Genomic DNA, 21,812 nt, shown 5'->3' on the forward strand with positions numbered 1-21,812 from the left:
TCAGCTGTTTCAGGTTTATAGAGCTAGCCAGAAGTCTCTACCGAAATAAAGGAGCACCAACTATACTAAGGGATATCAATTGCTTTGTGGGTCTGCACGCTGAGGCGCCATTTAGGGTGGGCTTTGCAGTATGCAACGGCATCTTTAGTGTTGGCTGCCTGAGCAGGGCTGTCCATTGGTTGCAGGTAAAAGTTATCGAATGACAGGTTTACAAATTGCTCTGGATCGCCTCCAACTTGGGGATAAACCAACTTCAATTCCTGACCAGCTTTAACAATGAGCTTTGAGCCAATTTTGGGGCTGATACAAAGCCAATCTATACCTTCAGGTGGTTCAACTGTACCATTGCTCTCAACCGCGATCTCAAAGCCTGTCGCGTGTAACGCCTCAATCAAAGGCTCATCAAGTTGCAATAGTGGTTCTCCGCCTGTGCAAACCACAAACGGCGTTCCGCCTTCACCCGTCCATGCTGCTTTTATGGCTGCTGCAAGATCGGCTGGTGTTTTGAACTTGCCGCCGCCTTCACCATCGATGCCAACAAAATCGGTGTCACAGAATTTGCATATTGCCTTTTCACGGTCTTTCTCAAGCCCTGACCAAAGATTACAACCAGCAAAACGGCAAAATACCGCAGGACGACCAGCATGCTTACCTTCGCCTTGAAGCGTGTAGAATATTTCTTTGACAGAATAGACCATGACGCCTTTATGCCTGATAGCGCGTAGGGTCAGCAAGTCCTGCTTCATAAAAGCCTTTTTTGCGTAAGGCACAGCTATCGCAGTGACCACAGGCATTGCCCTGTGCATCAGGGTCATAGCAACTGATGGTCATTGCGTAATCAACGCCAAGCTTTGTTCCTGTTTTGATAATCTCGGCCTTGGTCATGTCAATCAACGGTGTACGAATGCGAATGCGGGCATCATCAGTAACACCGGCTTTGGTTGCCAGGTTTGCAGTTTCCTCGAATGAAGCGATGTATTCAGGGCGGCAATCCGGGTAGCCACTGTAATCCAGCGCATTAACACCGATGAAAATGTCTTTTGCGCCGACAACTTCGGCGTAGGCGAGAGCAAATGATAAGAAGATAGTGTTGCGTGCGGGTACATAAGTTACAGGGATATCAGTGCTCATATCTTCATCGGACCGGTCTTTAGGTACATCAATATCAGCGGTTAGTGCGCTGCCACCAAACAAGCGTAAGTCCAGCTCTGCGGTTTTGTGTTCCGATACGCCTAAATGTCGCACAACCTTGTCTGCAGCAGTTAATTCAACGTCATGGCGTTGACCGTACTGAAACGAGATAGCATGCACATCATAACCTTCGCTGCGTGCAATCGCGACAACTGTTGCGCTGTCTAACCCACCAGATAATAGAACTATTGCTTTTTTTCTCATCGTCATCATCAAACTCTATAAAATAAAACCGCCCGGCGTATAACACCGAGCGGCTATTTTGATAAGAAAAAAGCACCACACTCGATTAGTCGACGGGTGGAGCGCGGAAAATGTCCTCGTCAAATTCATCTTCCCACTTGGCAACAGCTGTTGCGACGGATAAGTCACCAGTCACATTCACCACGGTTCTTACCATGTCCAATGGGCGATCAAACGGGAATACAAAGCCTACAATGATAGCGGTTTGCGCAGCATCAATACCCAAGACGCTTAGAACTGCAGCAAGTAGGAACAATGAGGCTGAAGGTACCGCCGCTGTGCCGATAGATACCAGTGTTGTAGCCAAAGCGATCAGCAGATATTCGGTTAAACCTAGCGGAATGTTAAAGACTTGAGCGGAAAATACAGCGAGAATACCTACATAAATAGCCGTTCCGTCCATATTAATGGTCGAGCCAAGTGGCAATACGGATGAAGCAACAGGTGTTTTTACACCCAAGTTATCTTCTGCTGCGGCAATTGTTACCGGTAAAGTACCTGAACTGGTTGAGGTCGAAAATGCAACAAGCTGTGGTCCGCGCACGCCCTGAAAGAACCGCATTGGCGGTAATTTCAGAAGGAATTTAATAATGAAGGTGTGCGTAATGACAATGTGTACGAGGCAGGCTGCCAAGAAGGCAGCAGCCAGTGGGAACACAGTAAACAACTGATCTATACCGCCTGTTCCGACAACACCGGCAATAAGCGAGAACACACCAAACGGTGCAACTTCCATAACCAAGTGCGTAACCTTAAGCATGACCTCTGAGCCAGCATCAAAAACCTTGGCAAGAGGGTCTGCTTTCTTGCCTGTAAGCAAAATTCCAGCTCCCAGCATGAGAGCAAAGAAGATGATGGCCAGCATGTTACCTTCAGCGAGTGCTGTAACTGGGTTAGTGGGGATGATAGCAAGTAAACGGTCTTGCAACGAAGAGCTTGAGCGTCCAATTTCCTCGTTTGGTACAACACCGGCTAAATCAACACCAACGCCTGGTTCCACGATCACAGCCAGCGCTAAACCAATACTGATAGCAAACGCTGTCGTTGCCATATAAAGCCCAAGTGTTTTAATGCCCAATGATCCAAGTCTTTTTGGGTCTCCCATTGCAACAACACCGGTAACGAGTGTCACAAATACAAGAGGAACAACGATCATGCGAATAAGGCGAATGAACATTTGCCCGATCCATCCGATACTCATTGCACTTTCGCCAGCAAGCGTGCCGAAAATGATACCAAGCACTAACATGCCCAATATGCGTTTCCATAATGGCGTATCAAACCAGAATTTCATAATTGCTCCCCTCAGTTCACCGACCGACAATAGTACCAATTATAATTTGGCATATAATTGCGATGGTAATTAATCTTCGAAGAGAGGCTAAGCGGTGCTCTTGACAATTGCCAATGTTTTCTTGTTCGCAGTAATGACTTTGTTTTCACAAGTAGGTTTGCTTGTTTCACAATTCATCGTGGCGAAAATGCAATAAAAATAAAATCTTAGACAAGTTTTCGCCAGTTTTTAACGTTAACACTTGATTAGGTATAGCTGTTTCATGCTGTTTGTTCATGAACAGAAAGTGATGGTGAATGAAAATCAGGCAATTCATTTCAGCGGTAGTTGTTTTATCATCTACTTCTTTACAGGCAGCGGAAACATGTATGCGACCACATGAGGTGAAGGCAGACCAAATCCGATTTGTTGATACGCAACTTCGGATTGCTGCGCTTCAATGTGTTAATGCTGGGTTGCGTGATATGACGGTGCTTTACAATGATTTTGCACGTTCAAAGCGTCCATATTTCATTGAGGCAACCAAGCCACTCAAGGACTTTTTGAAACGTACAAAACGCGGTAATATTGATAAGTATGTGGTTTCTTTGGCTAACCGGTTATCACTGGATAGCGCACAACAAACCCAATTTTGTGAACGGTCAAGATTTGCTATGCAAATGTCGGCCAAGATGCCTAATCCTGCAGGGCTTATTACTTTGATGCCAATTGTTTATCAACAACCCGAGCGAACCTGCTCGGCTGTCTCAAGCGCAGATTTGTATAATTAGCCTGTTTAAAAAATTGTTTGCCACGCATGTAAATAAAAAACCGCACAGGCATCTGCCTATGCGGTTCAATGTTTGTTTATTAAGCTTATTTTAGCGTTTCAAAACAATCTCTACGCGTCTGTTTTGCCATTCGCGTACGCCGTCACCTGTCGCAACCAACGGAGAGCCTTCGCCTTCGCCGCTAACAGAAATTCTTGACGCTGGTACACCTTCATCTATCAAGCGCGCTTTAACGATGTCTGCACGGCGCTGTGCTAGCTTGTCGTTGTAGGCATCAGCACCAGAGCGATCTGCGTGACCGGTTGCGTTGATCGAGACAATACCAAATTTTTTGTATGCCTCTGCTGCCCGTTTAATAATTGATGCTGCATCATCTGTAATGACAGTGCTGTCAAAATCGAAGAACACCATAAATGGTCCAGGAATCGGAACTGGCTTTGGTTCAGGTGCTGGAGCCGGTGCTGGTTGTGGTGCTGGTTTAACAACTGGCGCCGGTGCCGGGGCAGGGCGAGGTGCCGGCTGCGGGGCTGGGCGTGATGTTTCACCAAATTTGAAGCTAAAGCGTGCAAAAATTTCATTATTCACAAACTTATATCGAGCACCGCGTGCTTCCGTTCCAAATTTACCGCTTAAGCTGCGGAAATGACGAAAACCCAAGCCAAATTCAGTATGTTCACCAAATGATTTTGCAAATTGGACCATCGCTTGACCAGCCGGCTCCCAATCGCGACTGTCAGCAACAAGTGTGCCTGCAGCAGTGCGGAACTCTTCAATCTTCATGCGAGTTACACCGATACCGAGACCGGCAAGGGCTTTCCAGTCAGTACCGCCAGCAAATTGATAATGACCGTTAATCATAAAGCTATTTGACTGTTGTTCACCTTCAGCATCGAAAGCTCCAGGAGCTAACGGCAGAGTTGCAGCGTCGCGGACATTAAGATCGCTGTAGCTGTTGCGACGATAGGCATATTCAAGTTCATAGCGCCACTTGCCAATGTTACGGCCGAAAAATGCGCCAGCAACAGGACCAAGTGATTTATCATCTTCGACATTAAGCGTGTTGTTCGCTCTACCACGCAGTGTTTGATTGGGTGACTGTGTTAAGCCCAATTGTAGACCGCCGTAATAATAGTCATCACTATCAGCATTAACGGGTAGGGCGATGCCAGCAAGGCATGCAGTTGCAAGTGCTAAGCGCATGGGGAAACCTCTTTGCGTTAAGTTATTTTAACCTCTAAACGTGCTTAATTCGTTGGATACAGGCCAATTTTGGCAGAAACAAGGGTAAAGTAGAGTTAGTAATGTTGTGGTGATAACGCTATCCAAAATCTGTGATATTTTTGCATATCATTTGGCTTTATCTGCCTGTAGGCACCTATTCTATCATGAAATGCAAGCGCGATTTTTGCTGGATTTTAGCTATTTCCAGTAAAGACTCTTCCGATTTTGCCGTTGCTCGGCTACTCTCTGCTTACTTGGGAAATTAAACGAGGGGGATATCTTATGTCACAAAGAATATTGGCGGTATTTACTGTTTGCGTGCTTGTGCTTGCAAACGTAGTAAATGCAGAACCGCTTAAATTAGAAACATATCTTGATCTGGAGCAAGTGGGTGACCCACAGATTTCTCCAGATGGAGAGCAAATAATTTTCACGCGATCACATATTGATAAGATGAATGATCGTAACTCCGCATCTGTCTGGATTATGAATGCTGATGGCAGTAAAGCGCGGCAATTGATGAGCAGAGGCGGTAACGTGCGCTGGTCTCCTGATGGGACTCGAATTGCATTTATTTCGGCTGACGATGCTGGAAAACCGCAGTTGTTTATTCGATGGATGGATGCTGAAGGAGCTGTCAGTCAAATTACACACGGTACAGAGAGACCGCGCGGCGTCTTCTGGTCGCCTGATGGGCAAAGCATCGCATTTATGTCTCGTGTGCCACGCCATAGCGATTTTACAGTAAAATTACCCGGGAAACCTGCTGGCGCAAAATGGAAAGAAGACCCACTTGTAGTTGAAGAGTTCCTTTGGCATCAGGATCGCATTGGCCCTATGAATAATGGTTGGGACCATGTTTTTGTTGTGACCGCAGATGGCGGCACGCCGCGCCAGTTAACATCTGGTAATTGGCATGCAAATACACGCCGTTTGGGTGCAATACGTTCTGGAGCCAACCTTTCCTGGACGCCTGACGGCAATAAGATTATTTTTGACGGCTTGGCAGAAGAAGATGATGGGCGCCGTTATACGGAAAGCTACATTTACAGCGTCGATGTTCAGTCAAAAGAAATAAAACAGCTAACTGATAACTCAATTGGTGCACAAGATCCTGTGGTTTCGCCTGATGGCGAGATGGTGGCATTTACTGCTTTCCACGAATCAGTCATGAGTTACAGACATTCAAATATGTATGTTGTTGGTATTGACGGATCAAATCAGCGCCGTGTTGTTGGTGATCTGGCATCAGCTCCGGCATCGCTGCGTTGGGCCTCTAATTCACGCGGTGTTTATTTTGCGCTGGATAAAGAGGGTGACCGTAACATTCATTATACGGATATGAATGGTAATATGAGAGACGTGACTGAAGGTGATCAAAACATCTTTCTCTCCAATGTCTCTGACCGTGGCGTAGCCGTCGCATTACAGTCTGACGCAGACCACACACCAGATGTAGTTAGGTTTAACCTATCTAATGGCAGAAATTTCGAGAAGCTCACTAATGTCAACGCCGATATATTTGATGGCGTGGATATGTCAGAGACGATTGAATTCTGGTACGATTCAACAGAAGGTACAAGAGCACAAGGTTGGGCGGTTTTGCCACCAAACTTTGATAGCTCGAAAAAATACCCAATGATTCTCTCTATTCATGGTGGTCCGCATGCGATGTACCGTGAAACGTATAACTTCATGTTCCATCATTTTGCAGCGCAGGGTTATGTGGTTCTGTTTACTAACCCGCGTGGTTCTACAGGATACGGTGAAGACTTTGCTGCGGCGATTGAAAACATATATCCAGGCCCACGTGACTTTGCAGACTTGATGGGCGGTGTCGATCATATGATCGAGCAAGGTTATGTTGATGAAGACCGCTTGTTTGTAACAGGTTGTTCTGGCGGCGGTATTTTGACGGCCTGGACAATTACACAAACGGATCGTTTTAAAGCTGCGGCTTCTCGCTGTGTGGTTTCAGACTGGATTGGCATGGTTGGTACAACTGATGTTTCTGGTTGGATGATTAATTTCTTCGAGAAACCATTCTGGGAAGACCCTACGCAATGGTATGAGCATTCAGCGATTATGCATTCTGAAAATGTTAAAACACCAACATTGTTCATGACAGGTGATTTGGATCGTCGGACGCCGGATCAGCAAGCAAAACAAATGTATGCTGTGCTTAAATACCTTGGTGTGCCAACGAAATTCATTTCTGTTAAAGGCGAATACCACGGTACAGGTTCGATTCCTTCAAACTACCTGCGTCGTCAGCTCTATTTAAAGAAATGGTTCGATATGTATGACCCTGCACATGCTGCAGAATAGGTTTAACTGAAAACAAACAAAAAAGCCCGGAGCGATGCTCCGGGCTTTCTTTTATTGGCTCCGCCTGCTGGGCTCGAACCAGCGACCCAATGATTAACAGTCATTTGCTCTACCAACTGAGCTAAGGCGGATCAAGGCTCCGGGGTGTTCCCCGTGAGGTGGGGCTCTTTATACTCAAAAAAATGTCCGTGCCAAGCAGAATTTTACATTTTTATGCCAAGCGACAATAAAAACGTGGATACCGTTCAAAAATAACGAATGAAGCTGGTTTGATTTTGCGAGAAAAACTTAGGCCTTGAGGTGAAAATTCACAAGAATATCCAGTTTTATAGATCGTAACCTTAAAGTAGATTTATTTAACAATATTGGCTCCGCGTCATTTCTTTGCTAATGTACATCTTCAAGATGTATTCAAGAGCACTAAAAGATGACAGTTAACAGCCCCCTTAGTGATTTCATCAAATTTCAGCATAAGCTGGAGACAGCCACTACTGTAAATGAAATTACAATGCTTTTTGCTGATTATGCAAAGCCTATGGGCGTTAACTATTTTGTGTGTGCAGCGATACAAGGCGCATATTGTACGCCCGAAATGTCGCGCATGCTCGGCTACAATGATAGTGAATGGTCCCGCCATTATATGGCTAATAAATACTACCTTGATGATTTGGTTATTAAGTACGGTGCGATTGCCCGTAAAGTGTTTACCTACGAGGAAATGATTAATTCTCACGATATGACTGAGCGGCAAAAACTCATCATGCGTGAAGCGCACGATTTTGGTCTTGCTGAAGGGCTGGTTGTGCCTTTGAGGTCATCTGACGATCATTTGGCTTTGTTCTCTATTGCTGGGCGCGGTTTTAGTAATGACCCGAAATGCCGCGGCCAATTACATATGGGCGCAATTTACGCACATGAAAGAGCCTTGCAGGTGCTTGATGGGGCTTATGAAATTGGTGGTGTTAATATTACTAAAACGCAGCATGACGTATTGAGCTATGCGGCACTCGGTAAAACCGACGGCGAAATCGCGACGATTTTGAATATTACAGAAGGCTCTGTTTCGAAACATATTGCTGCCGTTAAACAAAAGTCTGGTGCGCACACGCGATTGCAGCTTGGTGCCATTTTACGCAGCGGTAGGTTGATTCACTAAACCAATAAGTGTACACCACCCAAGTTCCTGCCATAACATTGTATCATAATTTGGTGTAAATTTCCTTTGTCATAACCAAGGGAGAATACGGATGATACTGATTATTACCCCGGAAAACCGGCAAAAATACGCAGGCTATCTAGAAGATATGCACCGCATGCGTCACGATGTATTCGTTGATCGTGCTGGATGGAGCGAACTAGAAAGTCCGTTTAAGCTAGAAATTGATGAATATGATACGCCTTGGACAACATATTACATTAAGTTGTCAGAGAAGGGTAACGTCATGGCAGGGATTCGCACAATCCCTACAGTTTACAAAAGCATGCTCGCTAATTTTTACTACCCTAAGTTTCCGGACCTTTTTGACCCTGAGGCCTTGCCTGCTGATCCACTTGTTTGGGAGATGTCTCGTTATTTTGTGGTCGACCCTGAATACAAGACACAATCAGGGCATGCCGCGAAGATGGAACTTTATGTTGGCATGTTTGAACATGCACTCGAGCAGGGAGCTAAAGCACTTTGTGGTGTTACCGAAAGTTACATAATCGCGCGGGCACTGCGTTTGGGTTGGAGCGTTAACCCGCTAAGCATGCCTTTTGAATATAGCGCTCCCGATTTTGAAGGAAGCATGACAGCCATTAAGATGGATGTTAACGCAGACATGGTTGCTTCAACCAGAGATGCCTGGAAGCTTTCGCATCAAGTTCGTCCAGAGGCTATCAACGAAATTGCACCTAAGCCTGCGCATTTCAGAGCATCTGACTATGTTCTGTTAAAGGAATTTGCTGAGAAACGGCCAGACAGCATGAACGATTTTCACAAGATGATAAAGATGCTTTCCAGCCCTGATTCTTCGCAGCGAAACCTTGCTGAAGGTTATCTTGATCGTTGGATTGAAGAGGCATTGTCAGAAGGTTTGATGTTTGATGGAAATGTTTCACCATCAAGTACATCAGTGAATTAGCGCAACCTGACAAAGCGACCTTGTTTATGATGACATAATGATGAAGGAGTTGGAGGCGCGAACGAGAATCGAACTCGTGTACACGGATTTGCAATCCGCTGCGTCACCACTCCGCCATCGCGCCTCAATGTGGTAACTCGCTCGGTGTCGAGGATATAACAAAGGTGTTAAGCACCAGCAAACTCTTTTTCACAAATTCTCACTTGTGTCTTCGTTTTGCTCGTTCTGAGTATATTTTTCACCGCTTATAAGCTGGTATCTCTTTCCGTGAATTGTTAAACTCAGGCATTATCGGTGGAGGATACAATGAAAAATATTATAAAATACACACTTCTAGCACTTACTGCTCTTGTCGCTTTACCTGCTTTTGCAGCAGAAGCACCGGCTATTTATTTGGTGCGCCATGCTGAAAAATTAGCTGATACAGATCCAGGTTTAACCGAAAAGGGTATTGCACGCGCAGAAGCACTGGCGCATTTAATGAAATCTGCTGACCTGAAGGTGGTTTATTCAACACCTTACAAGCGTACAATGATGACAGCAAAGCCATCAGCAGAACAAGCGCACCTCGAAGTTCAGTCCTATGATCCCCGCGCACTGAGAGATTTCGCAGAGAAATTAAAAGCTGATTTTAATGCTAATAGCCAGTCTGTGCTTGTTGTTGGGCACAGCAACACAACACCTGTGCTCGCCAGTATGTTGACAGGAACCGAACACCGTATGCTTAACGAGGATGAATATAGCTACTTGTTTGTGGTGCGACCGGAAGGAAACGCGCTGCGTTTTGACATTCGGTATTTTGAACCTGCTGACCATTAATGGCGAAAATAATTGATAGGTATCATGAAAATGCGGATTGCCGCATGGCTGGATCATGTTGTCGCAAGACTAGTATGATCAGTGGAAGCGCGTGATATTGCCAGAATACTGAATGAATTTTAGCACAGAATCGCGTTGTTTCTGTTTGTAACTGCCTATATAAAGCCTAGAAAATATGTGATTCCACTTTATGTCACATGCTTATGTAACTGTTTTGAGGTGATACCGTGAGTGAATCTGCTGTAGCCCTGTCTCACATGATTGATTGCCAGTTGCGCCCGAATGAGGTGAACGACGAGCGTATTATAGCTGCCATACAAGCTGTGCCGCGTGAGGTTTTTGTGCCAAAGGTCAAGCGTTCTGTTGCGTACGTTGATGAAGATATATGCGTTGGCGGCGACCGTTTTCTTATGGAGCCTCGGGTGTTTGCTCGCTTGTTAGTGGCGGCAGATGTGCAAGACACAGACATTGTGCTCGATATTGGCTGTGCAACGGGCTATTCATCGGCTGTTATCGCAGGCCTTGCTGACGCTGTTGTCGCTGTCGAGGAACAAGAAGACCTTGCCGCGCTTGCTGAGAAAAAGCTGGCAGAACTGGATGTAATGAACGTTGCCGTTGTGACGTGTGCCATGTGCGATGGTGTTGCCAAGCAAGGCCCTTTCGATGTGATCTTTATTGAAGGAGCAGTCGAAGAAATTCCCGCAGCATTGCTCAAGCAGCTAAAAGATGGTGGCCGTTTGGTTTGCATAAAACTTGAACGCGGCGTTGGTCGCGCCCATATCATTACAAACACTGATGGTGTTCTAGAGCATAATAATCTGTTTGATGCAGATGTTGCCGCACTTCCGGGGTTTGAAAAAACACAGTCCTTTGTATTTTAGGACTGCATAACGAGAGTGACGGCAATAATTCCGTCATGTTTTGGTGCTTAGGTGCCATAACTTAAAGGAAAAAGTGTTATAAGCGCTTTTCCAGCCAGATGTTTGCAGTGAATGTTGATGCTGGTACTAATAAAAAAAATAAACAGCGAGGAACTGAGGAGTTGAATATGAAATTGGGGATCAAGTCTTTACTGGCAGTAACGACAATTCTTGCCGGATCAAGCATGGCTTCAGGCGAAAGCCTAAAAGAAGCTTTGGCAGCAGCATACGCGAGCAATCCACAACTGATGGCACAACGTGCTGCTTTAAGAGCTACTGACGAGGGCGTTTCGCAAGCAAATGCGGGATTTTTACCGTCTGTGAACGGTACAGGGCAATTTACACGCGGAGCAAGTAATTTCCAAAGAATTGGTGTTGATCCTGATCCAAACCCACAAGATGTTAATAGTGATAACTACTCTGTAAATATTGATCAGAATATTTTTCGTGGGTTTCAAGACGCGAACGCTAGAAAGCAAGCAAAACGTCAGGTAAGAGCAGGGCGAGCACAGCTTGTTTCTGTTGAACAACAGGTTCTTTTGAATGCAGTTACTGCATATATGAATGTACTACGTGACGAATCTGTTGTGGAATTAAATACAAACAATATTCAAGTATTGGAGCGCCAGCTTCAAGCTAGTCGTGATCGTTTTCGCGTTGGGGAAGTAACGCGTACTGATGTGGCGCAATCAGAGGCGCGCCTTGCTGGTGCAAAATCAACACTTTTGTCGGCGGAAGCAACGCTTGAAGCAAGTCGTGCACTATATCAGCGGGTTATTGGTCGCCCACCAGCGACGCTTGAAACACCTTCAGTTAAGCCTACTTTGCCGATAAACCTTGATGAAGCAATCGAGATTGCCGTCGCTGAAAGTCCTAATGTTAAAACAGCGCGTTTTAATGAAGAGGCTGCACGTTATGCCGTTAAATCAGCCAAGGGTAATTTATTACCTTCTGTTGACCTTCGGGCTACATACAACCGCAACGAAGGTTTGGCTGTGAACCCTGCAGCTCCAGGTACGGTTGATGCAATTTCAAATCGTCGTAGCGTAACACTTCAAGTAACTGTGCCATTCTATAATGGTGGTCAGCGCCATTCAGGTATCCGTCAGGCGAAGCAAGTGCGTAGTCAGCGTATGATGGAAATTTATCAGGCTGAACGTGTTGCACAGGAAACGGCACTTGTTGCATGGAATAATTATCGTGCCGCGCAAGGGCAAATTTTAGCTAATGAATCGCAAGTGCGCGCCAATGAAATAGCGTTGGAAGGCGTGCGACAGGAAGCTTATGTAGGGTCACGGACAACACTTGATGTATTGAACGCTGAACAGGAATTACTTAATTCACGAGTGCTTCTCGTGCGGGCACAGCGCGACGAATCTGTTGCCGCGTATAATCTTGTCTCTGCGACAGGGCGCTTGACTGCGCAAGATCTAGGCTTGGGCGTAGATGTTTATGACGAAGAAGCATACTACCGTAAGGTTGAAGACAAGATTATCGGGGCTGACATTGAGTAATACTTATTCGTCAGTAACGTACTAAAATAAAGGGAGCCAAACGGCTCCCTTTTCTGTTAGGGCTTTATAAACACTTGTTGCTTAGTGTTCATTCAGTATAACACCTTTAGTTCTTTTAAGAATTATTGACAGGGTAGTCGCAAGACGGTACCTGTTTTATACAGATTGTTTTAATAATTGGCTGGTCTATGAGCGCAGACGCATCTGAAGATGAACCAACTATGGAAGAAATTCTGGCGTCTATACGCCGAATAATTTCTGACGAGTCGGAAGAAGAGGGTGAAGCCCCTCAAGATGATGAGGAATTGCCTGAGGAAGCATTAGCTGAACCGGAGCCTGAGCCGATTCCGGAACCAGAACCTATTCCAGAGCCTGCGCCTGAACCTGAATCAATTCCTGAACCTGAGCCAGAGCCAATGCCTGAACCGGCACCCGAGCCTGAGCCCGAACCTATTCCGGAGCCTGCGCCTGAACCTGAACCAATTCCTGAACCTGTTGCCGCAGCACCAGAGCCTGAACCTGAGGAAGATGTTCTAGAGCTGACGGACTTTGCTTCTGACGGCGACATTGAGGCCATCGTGTCACGCCCGGTAGAAACCGTTGCGGCAGAAAGCTTTTCACATCTGTCACATTTGATGGTTCAAGGGTATGGGGGCGCTGAAAACACGCTAGAATCGCTTGTTAGAGCGATGTTAAAGCCGATGCTACAGGGCTGGCTTGATGAACATTTGCCTGAAATTGTTAAAGACGCTGTTGAACGCGAGGTTGCGCGGATAGCCCGCCGTCACTAATGACATAGAACTAGTTTCACTAAGGCGTTATTGCGATTTTTTTTCTTGTTTTGCTGCCTGCCGATCAGTGAACGGCGAATAATTCTTCGAATTTTCCGTGTACAAAGTTAATACTGGCGTTATCGGCACTTTTGGACCAAAGAATTTTATCAAAAAATCTTCGTTGTTTGGTGTGTATACGGCACCGTCAATAACCTGGAATGGGTCACCTTCTTCATCTTTCAACGGTGATAACAGCAAGCGATTGTCTGCAAAGTTAACGACATGGCGATACTGTGACAGGATGCTTGCACCGATAAGGCCATCGCGCCCTTGTGCTTGTTCAGGCACCGAGCTGGCGATAAAAATAGGCATATTTTCAAAGCGTAAGCTACCAAACTTAACAGTTGCAGCTGTCAAAACACCCATGCCTTTGGGAACTAACTCTTTGCGTTCCCTCAAGCTTGTTACCTGCATGAAATGCCGGTTGCTCCAAATGACCATTCCACCAGGGTAACCACTATCAAGCATCATATTTTTTCGACTAACCGATTTTTCCCAAGGTAAGCGCGAACGGAAGGTGATGTAAGGTGTACGGTCTTCTAGGCGAATATAGTGTTCAATTTCATAATCCTGCCGCAAATCTGTACCATTGGGGTAAAGACGCATTATTTGGGCTTGAGGATCGATTTCAACTACGTACCGAGTGAAGATTTCTTGTCCAATGATACCGTTGAAGTCTGCTTCGAGGGCTGTCATCAAGTCATCGCCGTCACTAATGAGCAGACCGTTTTGACTTTCAAATACCTGATCACCGGCACGTAAAACATAATTGCTTACTCGAGTGCCAACGACAGATTTACCTACGGCGGGAAATTTTATCTGGGCTTCTTCACCGTCCATGTAGGCGTCTTGAGGAATATCCGAAGTATCAAAAAATACAGAAGTGGTTGCGCCTGTGTCTAGAAGAAAAGGGCGAGGCAACCCATTAGGCCCATCAAATAAAATATGGGTTCTGTTGTCGATGACTTTAATCGGGAATTCAGCCAGCGGTTCAGTTTGCGCATAAGAAATTGTTGCAGGCACTGCAGCAAAGCAAAGAAACAATATAAATGACGTAATGTTTTTCATGATGGCTTCTTATGCTTCCTAACTCTTTACTACAACTAATGGTCAGTCAAATTTAAGTTATTAGCCTGATGTTGACTGTCATTTTGAAGCCTCATCCGCATTACAATTACACACCATGCGACTTTTCGGCTTCATTCTGGATGATATTTGTAGTTGCCTTGATAATGAAGGCTTGTGCGATGAAGTATAGGATTCCTGCGGTTAACAGATGCTTGATTTGTGAAATTGCGACGAGTTGCACACTGAATTCAACTCAACGCACGGAAAAGTTCATGATGAAGTCAAGACAGACGGCTGCACCTAATTGATACTGATTGTGCAATTTAATGCCCATTTAAATGGAAGTGATAGGATGCGAGTTTGAGGTTTTAACGACAACGTAAGATTATAAAATAAACGGAATAATGAGCTTACTGCGTTTTTTGTAAGCTGCGAAACCCTCATAACGGCTTAGCGACTTATCTTTTTTGATCATGTTGGGAATCCACTCAGCGGCAATCATAACGGTGAGCCACAGCACAGGCAGCCAATGCCAAGCCAAACAGGTAAAGCCAAGGTATATCAATAATTCGCCAAAATAATTTGGGTTGCGCGTTCGGCCCCAGACGCCTTCCTGTATCAAATGATCTGGTTTTAATTTAAGCGAAATGTGTTTTTGCATGTCGGCTGTGAAATGAAAGAAAACACCAATAGTAAAAACGAAGATAGCGGCACCCAGGAACCATGCGGGCACTTCAAAATCTGTTGTTAAAATGAGGTAAGGGGCTATCCAGTAGCCTGTCAGTGCAATCCAGATGACAATCCCATACCAGAGACTGGTTGGTTGATCCCATTGCCTGTCACCGAAGAGGGTACTTTTCAGCATCCATAGCATACCGTATGCACCATGAAGGCCAAAATATACCCACGCTGTTGTGTTGTCGAGGTTGCCAGTCCAGAACATCATACCTAAAACGGCAAACGCTGTTGCGACCTTATGGCTGTCGATAAAATGTTTCTTTTTCAAAATATGACCCCTTACTCATTCCTATAACAGAATTTGGAGCGAAAAGAAATATGGGTTGTATTTCCTATGTTTAGGTTGAGTTGCAAATGCTGGCACACACGTCAGTGTGACCATCATTTCATTGTTAAAATGCGTAGTTTTCATGTGCGGCTTGTGTAAGAGTGATAATTTCAGGGTAAAACTAAAATCAAAGCTTTTGTTTTGCTGTAATTTTGTGCATTTTGCTGCGCTGTTTCACCGGCAATCCGGTCATAATAAGTACATCAGGTTAAATACATGCTCGATAAGACATATTCACCCAACGACATAGAAACGAAATGGTACCAGCATTGGGAAAGCACAGGTGCATTTGCTTGTGGCCAACGCCCTGACGCTGAACCTTATGTCATTGTAATGCCGCCACCTAATGTGACGGGCAATTTGCATATGGGGCATGCGCTTGACAACAGCTTGCAAGATGTTCTGACGCGGTTTGAACGATTGCGCGGTAAAGATGTTTTATGGCAGCCGGGCACAGATCATGCTGGCATTGCAACACAAATGGTAGTTGAACGCCAAATGGCGGCAGAAGGCAGTAATGTTTCGCGTCGTGAAATGGGGCGTGATGCCTTTATCGACCGTGTGTGGCAATGGAAAGAAGAGTCTGGCAATGCCATCACGCAGCAACTGCGCCGATTGGGTGCTAGCTGTGACTGGTCGCGTGAAGCTTTCACAATGGATGAGCCGCGTTCAGAAGCCGTTTTGAAGAAGTTCGTTCAGCTATATAAAGACGGGCTACTATACAAAGATAAGCGCCTGGTTAATTGGGACCCGAAACTTAAAACAGCAATTTCGGACCTTGAGGTTGAGCAGAGAGAAGTTGATGGCCACTTTTGGCACTTCCGTTATCCAATTGACGGGATGGAAGGGCGATATATGGTTGTCGCTACAACACGGCCAGAAACAATGCTTGGTGATACGGCAGTGGCTGTACACCCGTCTGACGAGCGTTACAAAGATGTTATTGGCAAGCATGTGCGTTTGCCGCTTGTTGACCGCCTTATACCGATTGTTGCTGATGAACATGCTGACCCGGAGCAGGGCTCAGGCGCGGTTAAGATTACGCCTGCACATGATTTTAATGATTTTGAAGTAGGTAAACGCAACGACCTACCGATGATTAATATCTTTGATCAGGATGCGGCTATTAATGCAAATGCACCTGAAAAGTACCGTGGTATGGACCGCTACGAAGCGCGTAAGGCAATCGTTGCTGATATCGATGACCTAGGCCTCCTTGAGAAAGTAGAGCCGCGCAGGCATATGGTGCCTTACGGTGATCGCGGCGGTGTAGTTATCGAACCATGGCTCACAGAGCAATGGTATGTAGATGCAGAAACGCTTGCTAAACCTGCAATCGAAGCTGTTGAGACAGGTAAAACTAATTTCATTCCGAAGAATTGGGAAAAAACCTATTTTGAATGGATGAGAAATATTCAGCCATGGTGCGTGTCGCGGCAACTATGGTGGGGTCATCGTATTCCAGCATGGTATGCACCAGACGGTACTGTATTTGTTGAGGAAACAGAGGAATTAGCGCAGGCTGCTGCTACAGAAAAGTTTGGGGAAAACGTTTCTCTTACGCGTGATGAAGATGTTCTGGATACATGGTTTTCCAGTGCGATGTGGCCGTATAGCACGATGGGTTGGCCGGAAGAAACGCCTGAACTTGCTAAATATTATCCAAACGCCACGTTGATCACAGGCTTTGATATTATCTTTTTCTGGGTTGCTCGCATGATGATGTCTGGCATTCATTTCATGGGCGAAGTGCCATTCAAGAACGTTTATGTGCACGCGCTTGTGCGAGACGCTAATGGTCAAAAGATGTCAAAGTCCAAAGGCAATGTGATTGACCCGCTTGAGCATGTCGAGAAATACGGTGCGGATGCACTGCGGTTCACACTGGTAGCGATGGAAGCGCAAGGGCGAGACATCAAGCTTGATGAAAAACGGATCGAAGGGTACCGAAATTTTGGCACCAAATTATGGAATGCCGCCCGTTTCTGCGAAATGAACGGTATTAACGGTTCTGACGGTGTTCAGCCGCAGCCAAACCTTGCCGTAAATAAATGGATCATGAGCGAAGTCACAAAAACGGCACAAGGCCTTTCAGGGGCACTGGATGCCTTTCGTTTTAACGACTCTGCAGATACAATTTACCATTTCACATGGGGTACTTTTTGTGACTGGTATGTTGAGTTGATCAAGCCTGTTTTCTGGGGCGACGATGAAGATGCTAAAACTGAGACACGTGCCGTTGCTGGGTGGGTGTTGGACCAAATATTGGTGCTATTGCATCCGTTTATGCCATTCATTACAGAGGAGCTTTGGCATGCTACGCGGGAAAGCCGTGCGACGGACCTGATATTGGCTGAATGGCCGACGATTGATGCGGTTGATGAGACTGCAGCAGGCGAGGTCAACTGGGCCATTAAATTTATTACTGAAATTCGATCAATACGGGCCGAAATGAATGTACCGGCAGGTGCCAAAGCAACTGCTTTGGTTGTCGGCGCAAACGATGTAACAAAACAGCGCTTGGCCGATTGGCAAGATATGATCTGCAGGTTGGCACGCCTTGAAAAGGCAGAATGCGTGAATGCAGCAGAAAGTAAAGGCGCCGCTCAGCTTGTTGTTGATGAAGTCACCGTTTATTTACCATTGGCAGATTTGATGGATTTGGACGCAGAAAAAGCCAGACTTGAGAAAAATATCGAAAAGCTCAGTAAAGAAGCCGACGCTTTGAAGGGGCGTCTGTCCAATGAGAAATTTGTTGCAAAAGCACCTGAGCATGTTGTCGCTGAGGCAAAAGAGCAACTAAATGACCACGAAGAACAGATTGATAAACTAAAAGAGGCCCTTAAACGGCTTGCTTTATAGATTTCAAGTAATTGATTTTAAATAGTAAACATCCTTCGTGTTCAAGTTAACATTGCGTCTTATGCTTGTTAATAGGAGTATATTTCCTCTGATGAGGGGGAATGTTTGTTCCATTGGCATAGTGATTTACAGTCTATTTGTGATGCGCCGTTAGCGTATCTTGATGCAGATGCCATTGATCTTGCGCACCCGGCAGGCGCTTTTGTTCAATATTGGAATAGCCTGAACGCCGGTCAAATCCCTGATCGGGGGCAGTTTTCACCGCAAGCTATTCCAAAGCTACTGCGTTGGCTTATGATGTTTCGTCGGGAAATGAACGGCGACAACGATGAATATCTTTTGTACCTTCAGGGGAATTCCGCTGCAGAAATGACACGGGGGTCTCTTCAAGGGCAGTACTTACATGAGTTCACAGCAACAGGTTGCTTTGATACCCGGCGCGACGTTATGCGCCATGTGTTGGAGACTAGCCAACCAGCCTTTGCGCGCATCATTGTTGGGAACGATCAATCAGAGTTTACCACAAATGTGACAGTCGGTGCCTTCCCAATGACAGACGGTACTAACCAACCTCAGGTCATAATGTTGCCTGCGCCAGACTCGCTTGAATTGCGAATGTATCTATAGGTAATGCCCTATAATTTAGTGCATTCGCCTTCGTTGGCGACAATAACAGCATTGTCAAAAGCTGCTGCTGCTGCTTGCTTTAGTTTTCCAAAACCACCAAATTGTTCCATCCACGCTGCTGGTTTTGCGGAAAAATGTGTAGGAACGATACGTGTATATGACCAGCTTTCATCAATGGTTGCTCGTTGTTCATTATCATTCATGCCAAACCAGAAAGGGATAAGTAAGGCATCAACTGCTAGTGCGTTCACGCCGCTTCCGGATAATTGATCGCGTGTTGTGTTGATATCACCAGTATGAAACACACTTTTGCCATCAACAGAGATGCGGTAGCCGTTATTTTGCGGCATGTTAGGGCCGTGATCAATATCGTAAACCTCAACGGTAACGCCATCAAAATTGTAGCTCGACTGTGTATTGTCGGGAGCAAATGTTATGCGTGATTGTTCTTCCTGGGTTAAACCATTGGCTTCAAGAGAGGATAGAGTATCTGCAGGTAGCACATAGTTAACTGTTGGATTGGTACGAAGGTGAGCAACCGTTGCTTTGGGGTCAAAGTGATCACCGTGAAGATGTGTTGCAACCACAACGGACAAATTGTCATAAAGGTTTGTGCGCTTCATCATTTGTTCTTGTGTTTCTTGAGATGGCAGAGCAAACCGGCCTTCATATTGATCTTCGATCATAAGCCCATCAATTAACACAGACGTTTTTTCACCTTTAACGAGGAATCCAGCATTTGCTACATGGCATATTTCGGTAGTTTGCCCAGGCGCAGACACTGCAAAAAGTAATGCACATGACGAAATGATAGGGATGGTTTTCGAGCTCATAGTTATTTCCTCGCTTAAGCTGTCAGTTCTCATGTTTCTAGCATGCAATTGTTTAAAAATAAGTCGTAAATAAGTTTAGTAATAATATTTCAAAAATAACGCGTAAAACTACCTAAAAATTATCGACTTTGGGAATTCATATAGCTAAAGTCTCGCTAAACTGACTACGGTCAGGCAAGTGGTTTGTAAGATTTGAACGGAGCGTAAAATGGGTCACTATCGATCGCGCACATCAACACACGGTCGTAACATGGCAGGTGCTCGTGCCCTTTGGCGGGCAACGGGCATGCAAGATGATGATTTTGAAAAACCTATCATTGCAGTAGCAAACAGTTTTACCCAGTTTGTGCCCGGGCATGTTCATTTAAAAGACATGGGTCAGCTTGTTGCCCGCGAAATCGAGGCCGCAGGTGGTGTTGCAAAAGAGTTTAATACCATTGCCGTAGATGACGGTATCGCAATGGGACATGATGGTATGCTCTATAGCTTGCCTAGCCGTGAAATTATTGCAGATAGCGTAGAATATATGGCTAATGCACACTGTGCGGATGCATTGGTTTGTATCTCGAATTGCGACAAAATCACGCCTGGTATGTTAATGGCTGCGATGCGTCTCAATATTCCAGCGGTTTTTGTGTCCGGAGGCCCAATGGAGGCTGGCGAAGATGACTATGATGGCACTGAACGCAAACTGGATCTTGTAGATGCCATGGTCGATGCTGCCAATCCGGATATCTCTGACGAAGACGTTGCGCGCATAGAGAAAGCGGCGTGTCCTACTTGCGGGTCCTGTAGCGGGATGTTTACGGCCAATAGCATGAACTGCTTGATGGAAGCGCTTGGTTTGGCTTTACCAGGCAATGGTACTGTTCTGGCAACGCATGCTGATAGGCGGTCTTTGTTCTTAACGGCTGCACGGTTGATAGTGGATATTACAAAACAACATTATAAGAATGATGATAACTCAGTCTTGCCGCGCTCTGTTGCAGATTTTAAAGCATTTGAAAATGCGATGACACTTGATATCGCAATGGGGGGGTCCACGAACACGGTTCTGCATTTGTTAGCTGCCGCACGTGAAGGGCAGGTCGACTTTTCAATTTCGGATATTGATCGTCTGTCGCGCAGGGTACCAAATTTGTGCAAAGTTGCGCCCGCAACACCTGACTATCATATTCAAGATGTACACCGTGCAGGTGGGATATTTGGCATATTGGGCGAGCTAAACAGGGCCGGACTGTTGAACGGCGAATGTAGCACAATACACACGCCTTCAATGAGTGAGGCTACTCAAAGGTATGACGTTAAAATAAGTAATGACAAAGAGTTACAGCATTTTTTTAAAGCAGCACCTGGTGGTGTGAGAACGCAAACCGCTTTTAGTCAAAGTCGTCGCTTTAAGGATTTGGACCTGAACCGTGAAAGTGGATGCATTCGTAGTAAATCAAATGCATATAGCCAAGATGGTGGCTTAGCGGTGTTGTTTGGTAACATTGCCGAAGAAGGGTGCATCGTCAAAACTGCAGGCGTAGACGAAAGTATATTGAAATTTTCAGGACGCGCCCGTGTGTTTGAAAGTCAAGATGCTGCCGTGGCTGCTATTCTTGGTAAAGACATCGCGGCAGGTGATGTTGTACTCATAAGGTATGAAGGCCCTAAAGGCGGACCGGGGATGCAGGAAATGCTATATCCTACCAGCTACCTAAAATCTATGGGGTTAGGCGCTGAGTGCGCACTGTTCACTGACGGGCGTTTTTCTGGCGGAACAAGCGGACTTTCAATTGGACACGCAAGCCCGGAAGCAGCTGAAGGCGGCGCTATTGGTCTGGTAGAAGAAGGGGATATGATTGATATCAATATTCCTGAGCGCAGTATCAACGTGCGAGTTAGCGGCGAAATTTTGGCCGCCCGGCGTTTAGCTATGGATACTTTAGGTACAGGTGGCTGGAAACCGGCTGCGCCTCGTGCGCGCAAAATCACAGCAGCGCTTAAGGCATATGCCGCGCTCACGACCTCAGCCAGTAAAGGGGCGGTGCGCGATGTGTCGCAAGTGGAATAACGCCTCATTGTAAAGTTGATCGTCATAAACGCTGTTAATAC

Annotated in this window: 18 protein-coding genes and 2 tRNA genes; 11 read left to right on the forward strand and 9 right to left on the reverse strand. The window is 45.7% G+C overall.

Annotation, left to right across the window (positions count from 1 at the left end):
• Nucleotides 1–65: 65 nt before the first annotated feature.
• The 3 genes from queE to OEU88_RS16625 all read right to left on the reverse strand — a co-directional run bounded on the left by queE (nucleotide 66) and on the right by OEU88_RS16625 (nucleotide 2,728).
• A complete protein-coding gene (gene queE, locus OEU88_RS16615; RefSeq protein WP_394805287.1) occupies nucleotides 66–698 on the reverse strand; it encodes a 7-carboxy-7-deazaguanine synthase in 633 nt (210 codons plus the stop codon).
• 7 nt (nucleotides 699–705) lie between these two features.
• Nucleotides 706–1,395, reverse strand: coding sequence for a 7-cyano-7-deazaguanine synthase QueC (queC, locus tag OEU88_RS16620; protein WP_394805288.1), 690 nt, complete (start codon nucleotides 1,393–1,395; stop codon nucleotides 706–708).
• A gap of 85 nt (nucleotides 1,396–1,480) precedes the next feature.
• Nucleotides 1,481–2,728 carry a dicarboxylate/amino acid:cation symporter gene (locus tag OEU88_RS16625; protein ID WP_262696340.1) on the reverse strand — a complete coding sequence of 416 codons (1,248 nt, stop codon included), beginning with the start codon at nucleotides 2,726–2,728 and terminating at the stop codon, nucleotides 1,481–1,483.
• Between the two features lie 368 nt (nucleotides 2,729–3,096).
• Here OEU88_RS16625 and OEU88_RS16630 point away from each other — a divergent pair, with 368 nt between their 5' ends.
• The gene (locus OEU88_RS16630; RefSeq protein WP_262696341.1) at nucleotides 3,097–3,498 is read left to right on the forward strand and encodes a hypothetical protein; all 402 of its coding nucleotides are present in this window, start codon (nucleotides 3,097–3,099) and stop codon (nucleotides 3,496–3,498) included.
• A gap of 90 nt (nucleotides 3,499–3,588) precedes the next feature.
• Here OEU88_RS16630 and OEU88_RS16635 read toward each other — a convergent pair whose 3' ends face one another.
• A complete protein-coding gene (locus OEU88_RS16635) occupies nucleotides 3,589–4,698 on the reverse strand; it encodes an OmpA family protein (protein WP_262696342.1) in 1,110 nt (369 codons plus the stop codon).
• A gap of 303 nt (nucleotides 4,699–5,001) precedes the next feature.
• On the opposite strand from OEU88_RS16635, the gene OEU88_RS16640 reads away from it, so the two are divergent.
• Entirely contained in the window at nucleotides 5,002–7,047 is a 2,046-nt protein-coding gene (locus OEU88_RS16640; RefSeq protein WP_262696343.1) for a S9 family peptidase, read from the forward strand.
• A 55-nt stretch (nucleotides 7,048–7,102) separates the two neighbouring features.
• Here the strand turns inward: OEU88_RS16640 and OEU88_RS16645 are convergent.
• Nucleotides 7,103–7,178: transfer RNA gene (locus tag OEU88_RS16645), tRNA-Asn, on the reverse strand.
• Between the two features lie 296 nt (nucleotides 7,179–7,474).
• On the opposite strand from OEU88_RS16645, the gene OEU88_RS16650 reads away from it, so the two are divergent.
• Nucleotides 7,475–8,203, forward strand: a complete 729-nt coding sequence (locus OEU88_RS16650; protein ID WP_262696344.1) for a helix-turn-helix transcriptional regulator — start codon at nucleotides 7,475–7,477, stop codon at nucleotides 8,201–8,203.
• A 91-nt stretch (nucleotides 8,204–8,294) separates the two neighbouring features.
• Complete coding sequence (locus OEU88_RS16655) at nucleotides 8,295–9,170, forward strand: acyl-homoserine-lactone synthase (RefSeq protein WP_262696345.1); 876 nt, start codon at nucleotides 8,295–8,297, stop codon at nucleotides 9,168–9,170.
• 50 nt (nucleotides 9,171–9,220) lie between these two features.
• On the opposite strand, the gene OEU88_RS16660 is transcribed toward OEU88_RS16655, so the two are convergent.
• Nucleotides 9,221–9,294, reverse strand: a tRNA-Cys gene (locus OEU88_RS16660).
• Between the two features lie 182 nt (nucleotides 9,295–9,476).
• Between OEU88_RS16660 and OEU88_RS16665 the strand changes: the two genes are divergently transcribed.
• From OEU88_RS16665 to OEU88_RS17630, 4 genes are all read left to right on the forward strand, one after another.
• Nucleotides 9,477–9,989, forward strand: a complete 513-nt coding sequence (locus tag OEU88_RS16665; RefSeq protein WP_262696346.1) for a SixA phosphatase family protein — start codon at nucleotides 9,477–9,479, stop codon at nucleotides 9,987–9,989.
• 227 nt (nucleotides 9,990–10,216) lie between these two features.
• Complete coding sequence (locus tag OEU88_RS16670) at nucleotides 10,217–10,870, forward strand: protein-L-isoaspartate O-methyltransferase family protein (protein WP_262696347.1); 654 nt, start codon at nucleotides 10,217–10,219, stop codon at nucleotides 10,868–10,870.
• 167 nt (nucleotides 10,871–11,037) lie between these two features.
• Nucleotides 11,038–12,423 (forward strand): TolC family outer membrane protein, encoded by a 1,386-nt coding sequence (locus OEU88_RS16675; RefSeq protein ID WP_262696348.1) that lies wholly within the window; start codon nucleotides 11,038–11,040, stop codon nucleotides 12,421–12,423.
• Nucleotides 12,424–12,611: 188 nt separating this feature from the next.
• Nucleotides 12,612–13,214: a DUF2497 domain-containing protein gene (locus OEU88_RS17630; protein WP_317279145.1), complete on the forward strand. Its 603-nt coding sequence runs from the start codon at nucleotides 12,612–12,614 to the stop codon at nucleotides 13,212–13,214.
• A gap of 27 nt (nucleotides 13,215–13,241) precedes the next feature.
• Here OEU88_RS17630 and OEU88_RS16685 read toward each other — a convergent pair whose 3' ends face one another.
• Nucleotides 13,242–14,324, reverse strand: a complete 1,083-nt coding sequence (locus OEU88_RS16685) for a retropepsin-like domain-containing protein (protein WP_262696349.1) — start codon at nucleotides 14,322–14,324, stop codon at nucleotides 13,242–13,244.
• A gap of 385 nt (nucleotides 14,325–14,709) precedes the next feature.
• Nucleotides 14,710–15,330, reverse strand: coding sequence for a DUF1295 domain-containing protein (locus OEU88_RS16690; RefSeq protein WP_262696350.1), 621 nt, complete (start codon nucleotides 15,328–15,330; stop codon nucleotides 14,710–14,712).
• 276 nt (nucleotides 15,331–15,606) lie between these two features.
• Here OEU88_RS16690 and OEU88_RS16695 point away from each other — a divergent pair, with 276 nt between their 5' ends.
• Both OEU88_RS16695 and OEU88_RS16700 read left to right on the forward strand, forming a co-directional pair.
• A complete protein-coding gene (locus OEU88_RS16695; protein ID WP_262696351.1) occupies nucleotides 15,607–18,252 on the forward strand; it encodes a valine--tRNA ligase in 2,646 nt (881 codons plus the stop codon).
• Nucleotides 18,253–18,357: 105 nt separating this feature from the next.
• Entirely contained in the window at nucleotides 18,358–18,879 is a 522-nt protein-coding gene (locus tag OEU88_RS16700; protein ID WP_262696352.1) for a PAS domain-containing protein, read from the forward strand.
• 8 nt (nucleotides 18,880–18,887) lie between these two features.
• On the opposite strand, the gene OEU88_RS16705 is transcribed toward OEU88_RS16700, so the two are convergent.
• A complete protein-coding gene (locus tag OEU88_RS16705) occupies nucleotides 18,888–19,712 on the reverse strand; it encodes an MBL fold metallo-hydrolase (RefSeq protein ID WP_262696353.1) in 825 nt (274 codons plus the stop codon).
• 208 nt (nucleotides 19,713–19,920) lie between these two features.
• On the opposite strand from OEU88_RS16705, the gene ilvD reads away from it, so the two are divergent.
• A complete protein-coding gene (ilvD, locus tag OEU88_RS16710; protein WP_262696354.1) occupies nucleotides 19,921–21,771 on the forward strand; it encodes a dihydroxy-acid dehydratase in 1,851 nt (616 codons plus the stop codon).
• The last annotated feature ends 41 nt before the right edge of the window (nucleotides 21,772–21,812 follow it).

It is taken from the genome of Kordiimonas aquimaris (assembly GCF_025574485.1).
In the GTDB taxonomy this organism is placed as follows: Bacteria; Pseudomonadota; Alphaproteobacteria; order Sphingomonadales; family Kordiimonadaceae; genus Kordiimonas; species Kordiimonas aquimaris.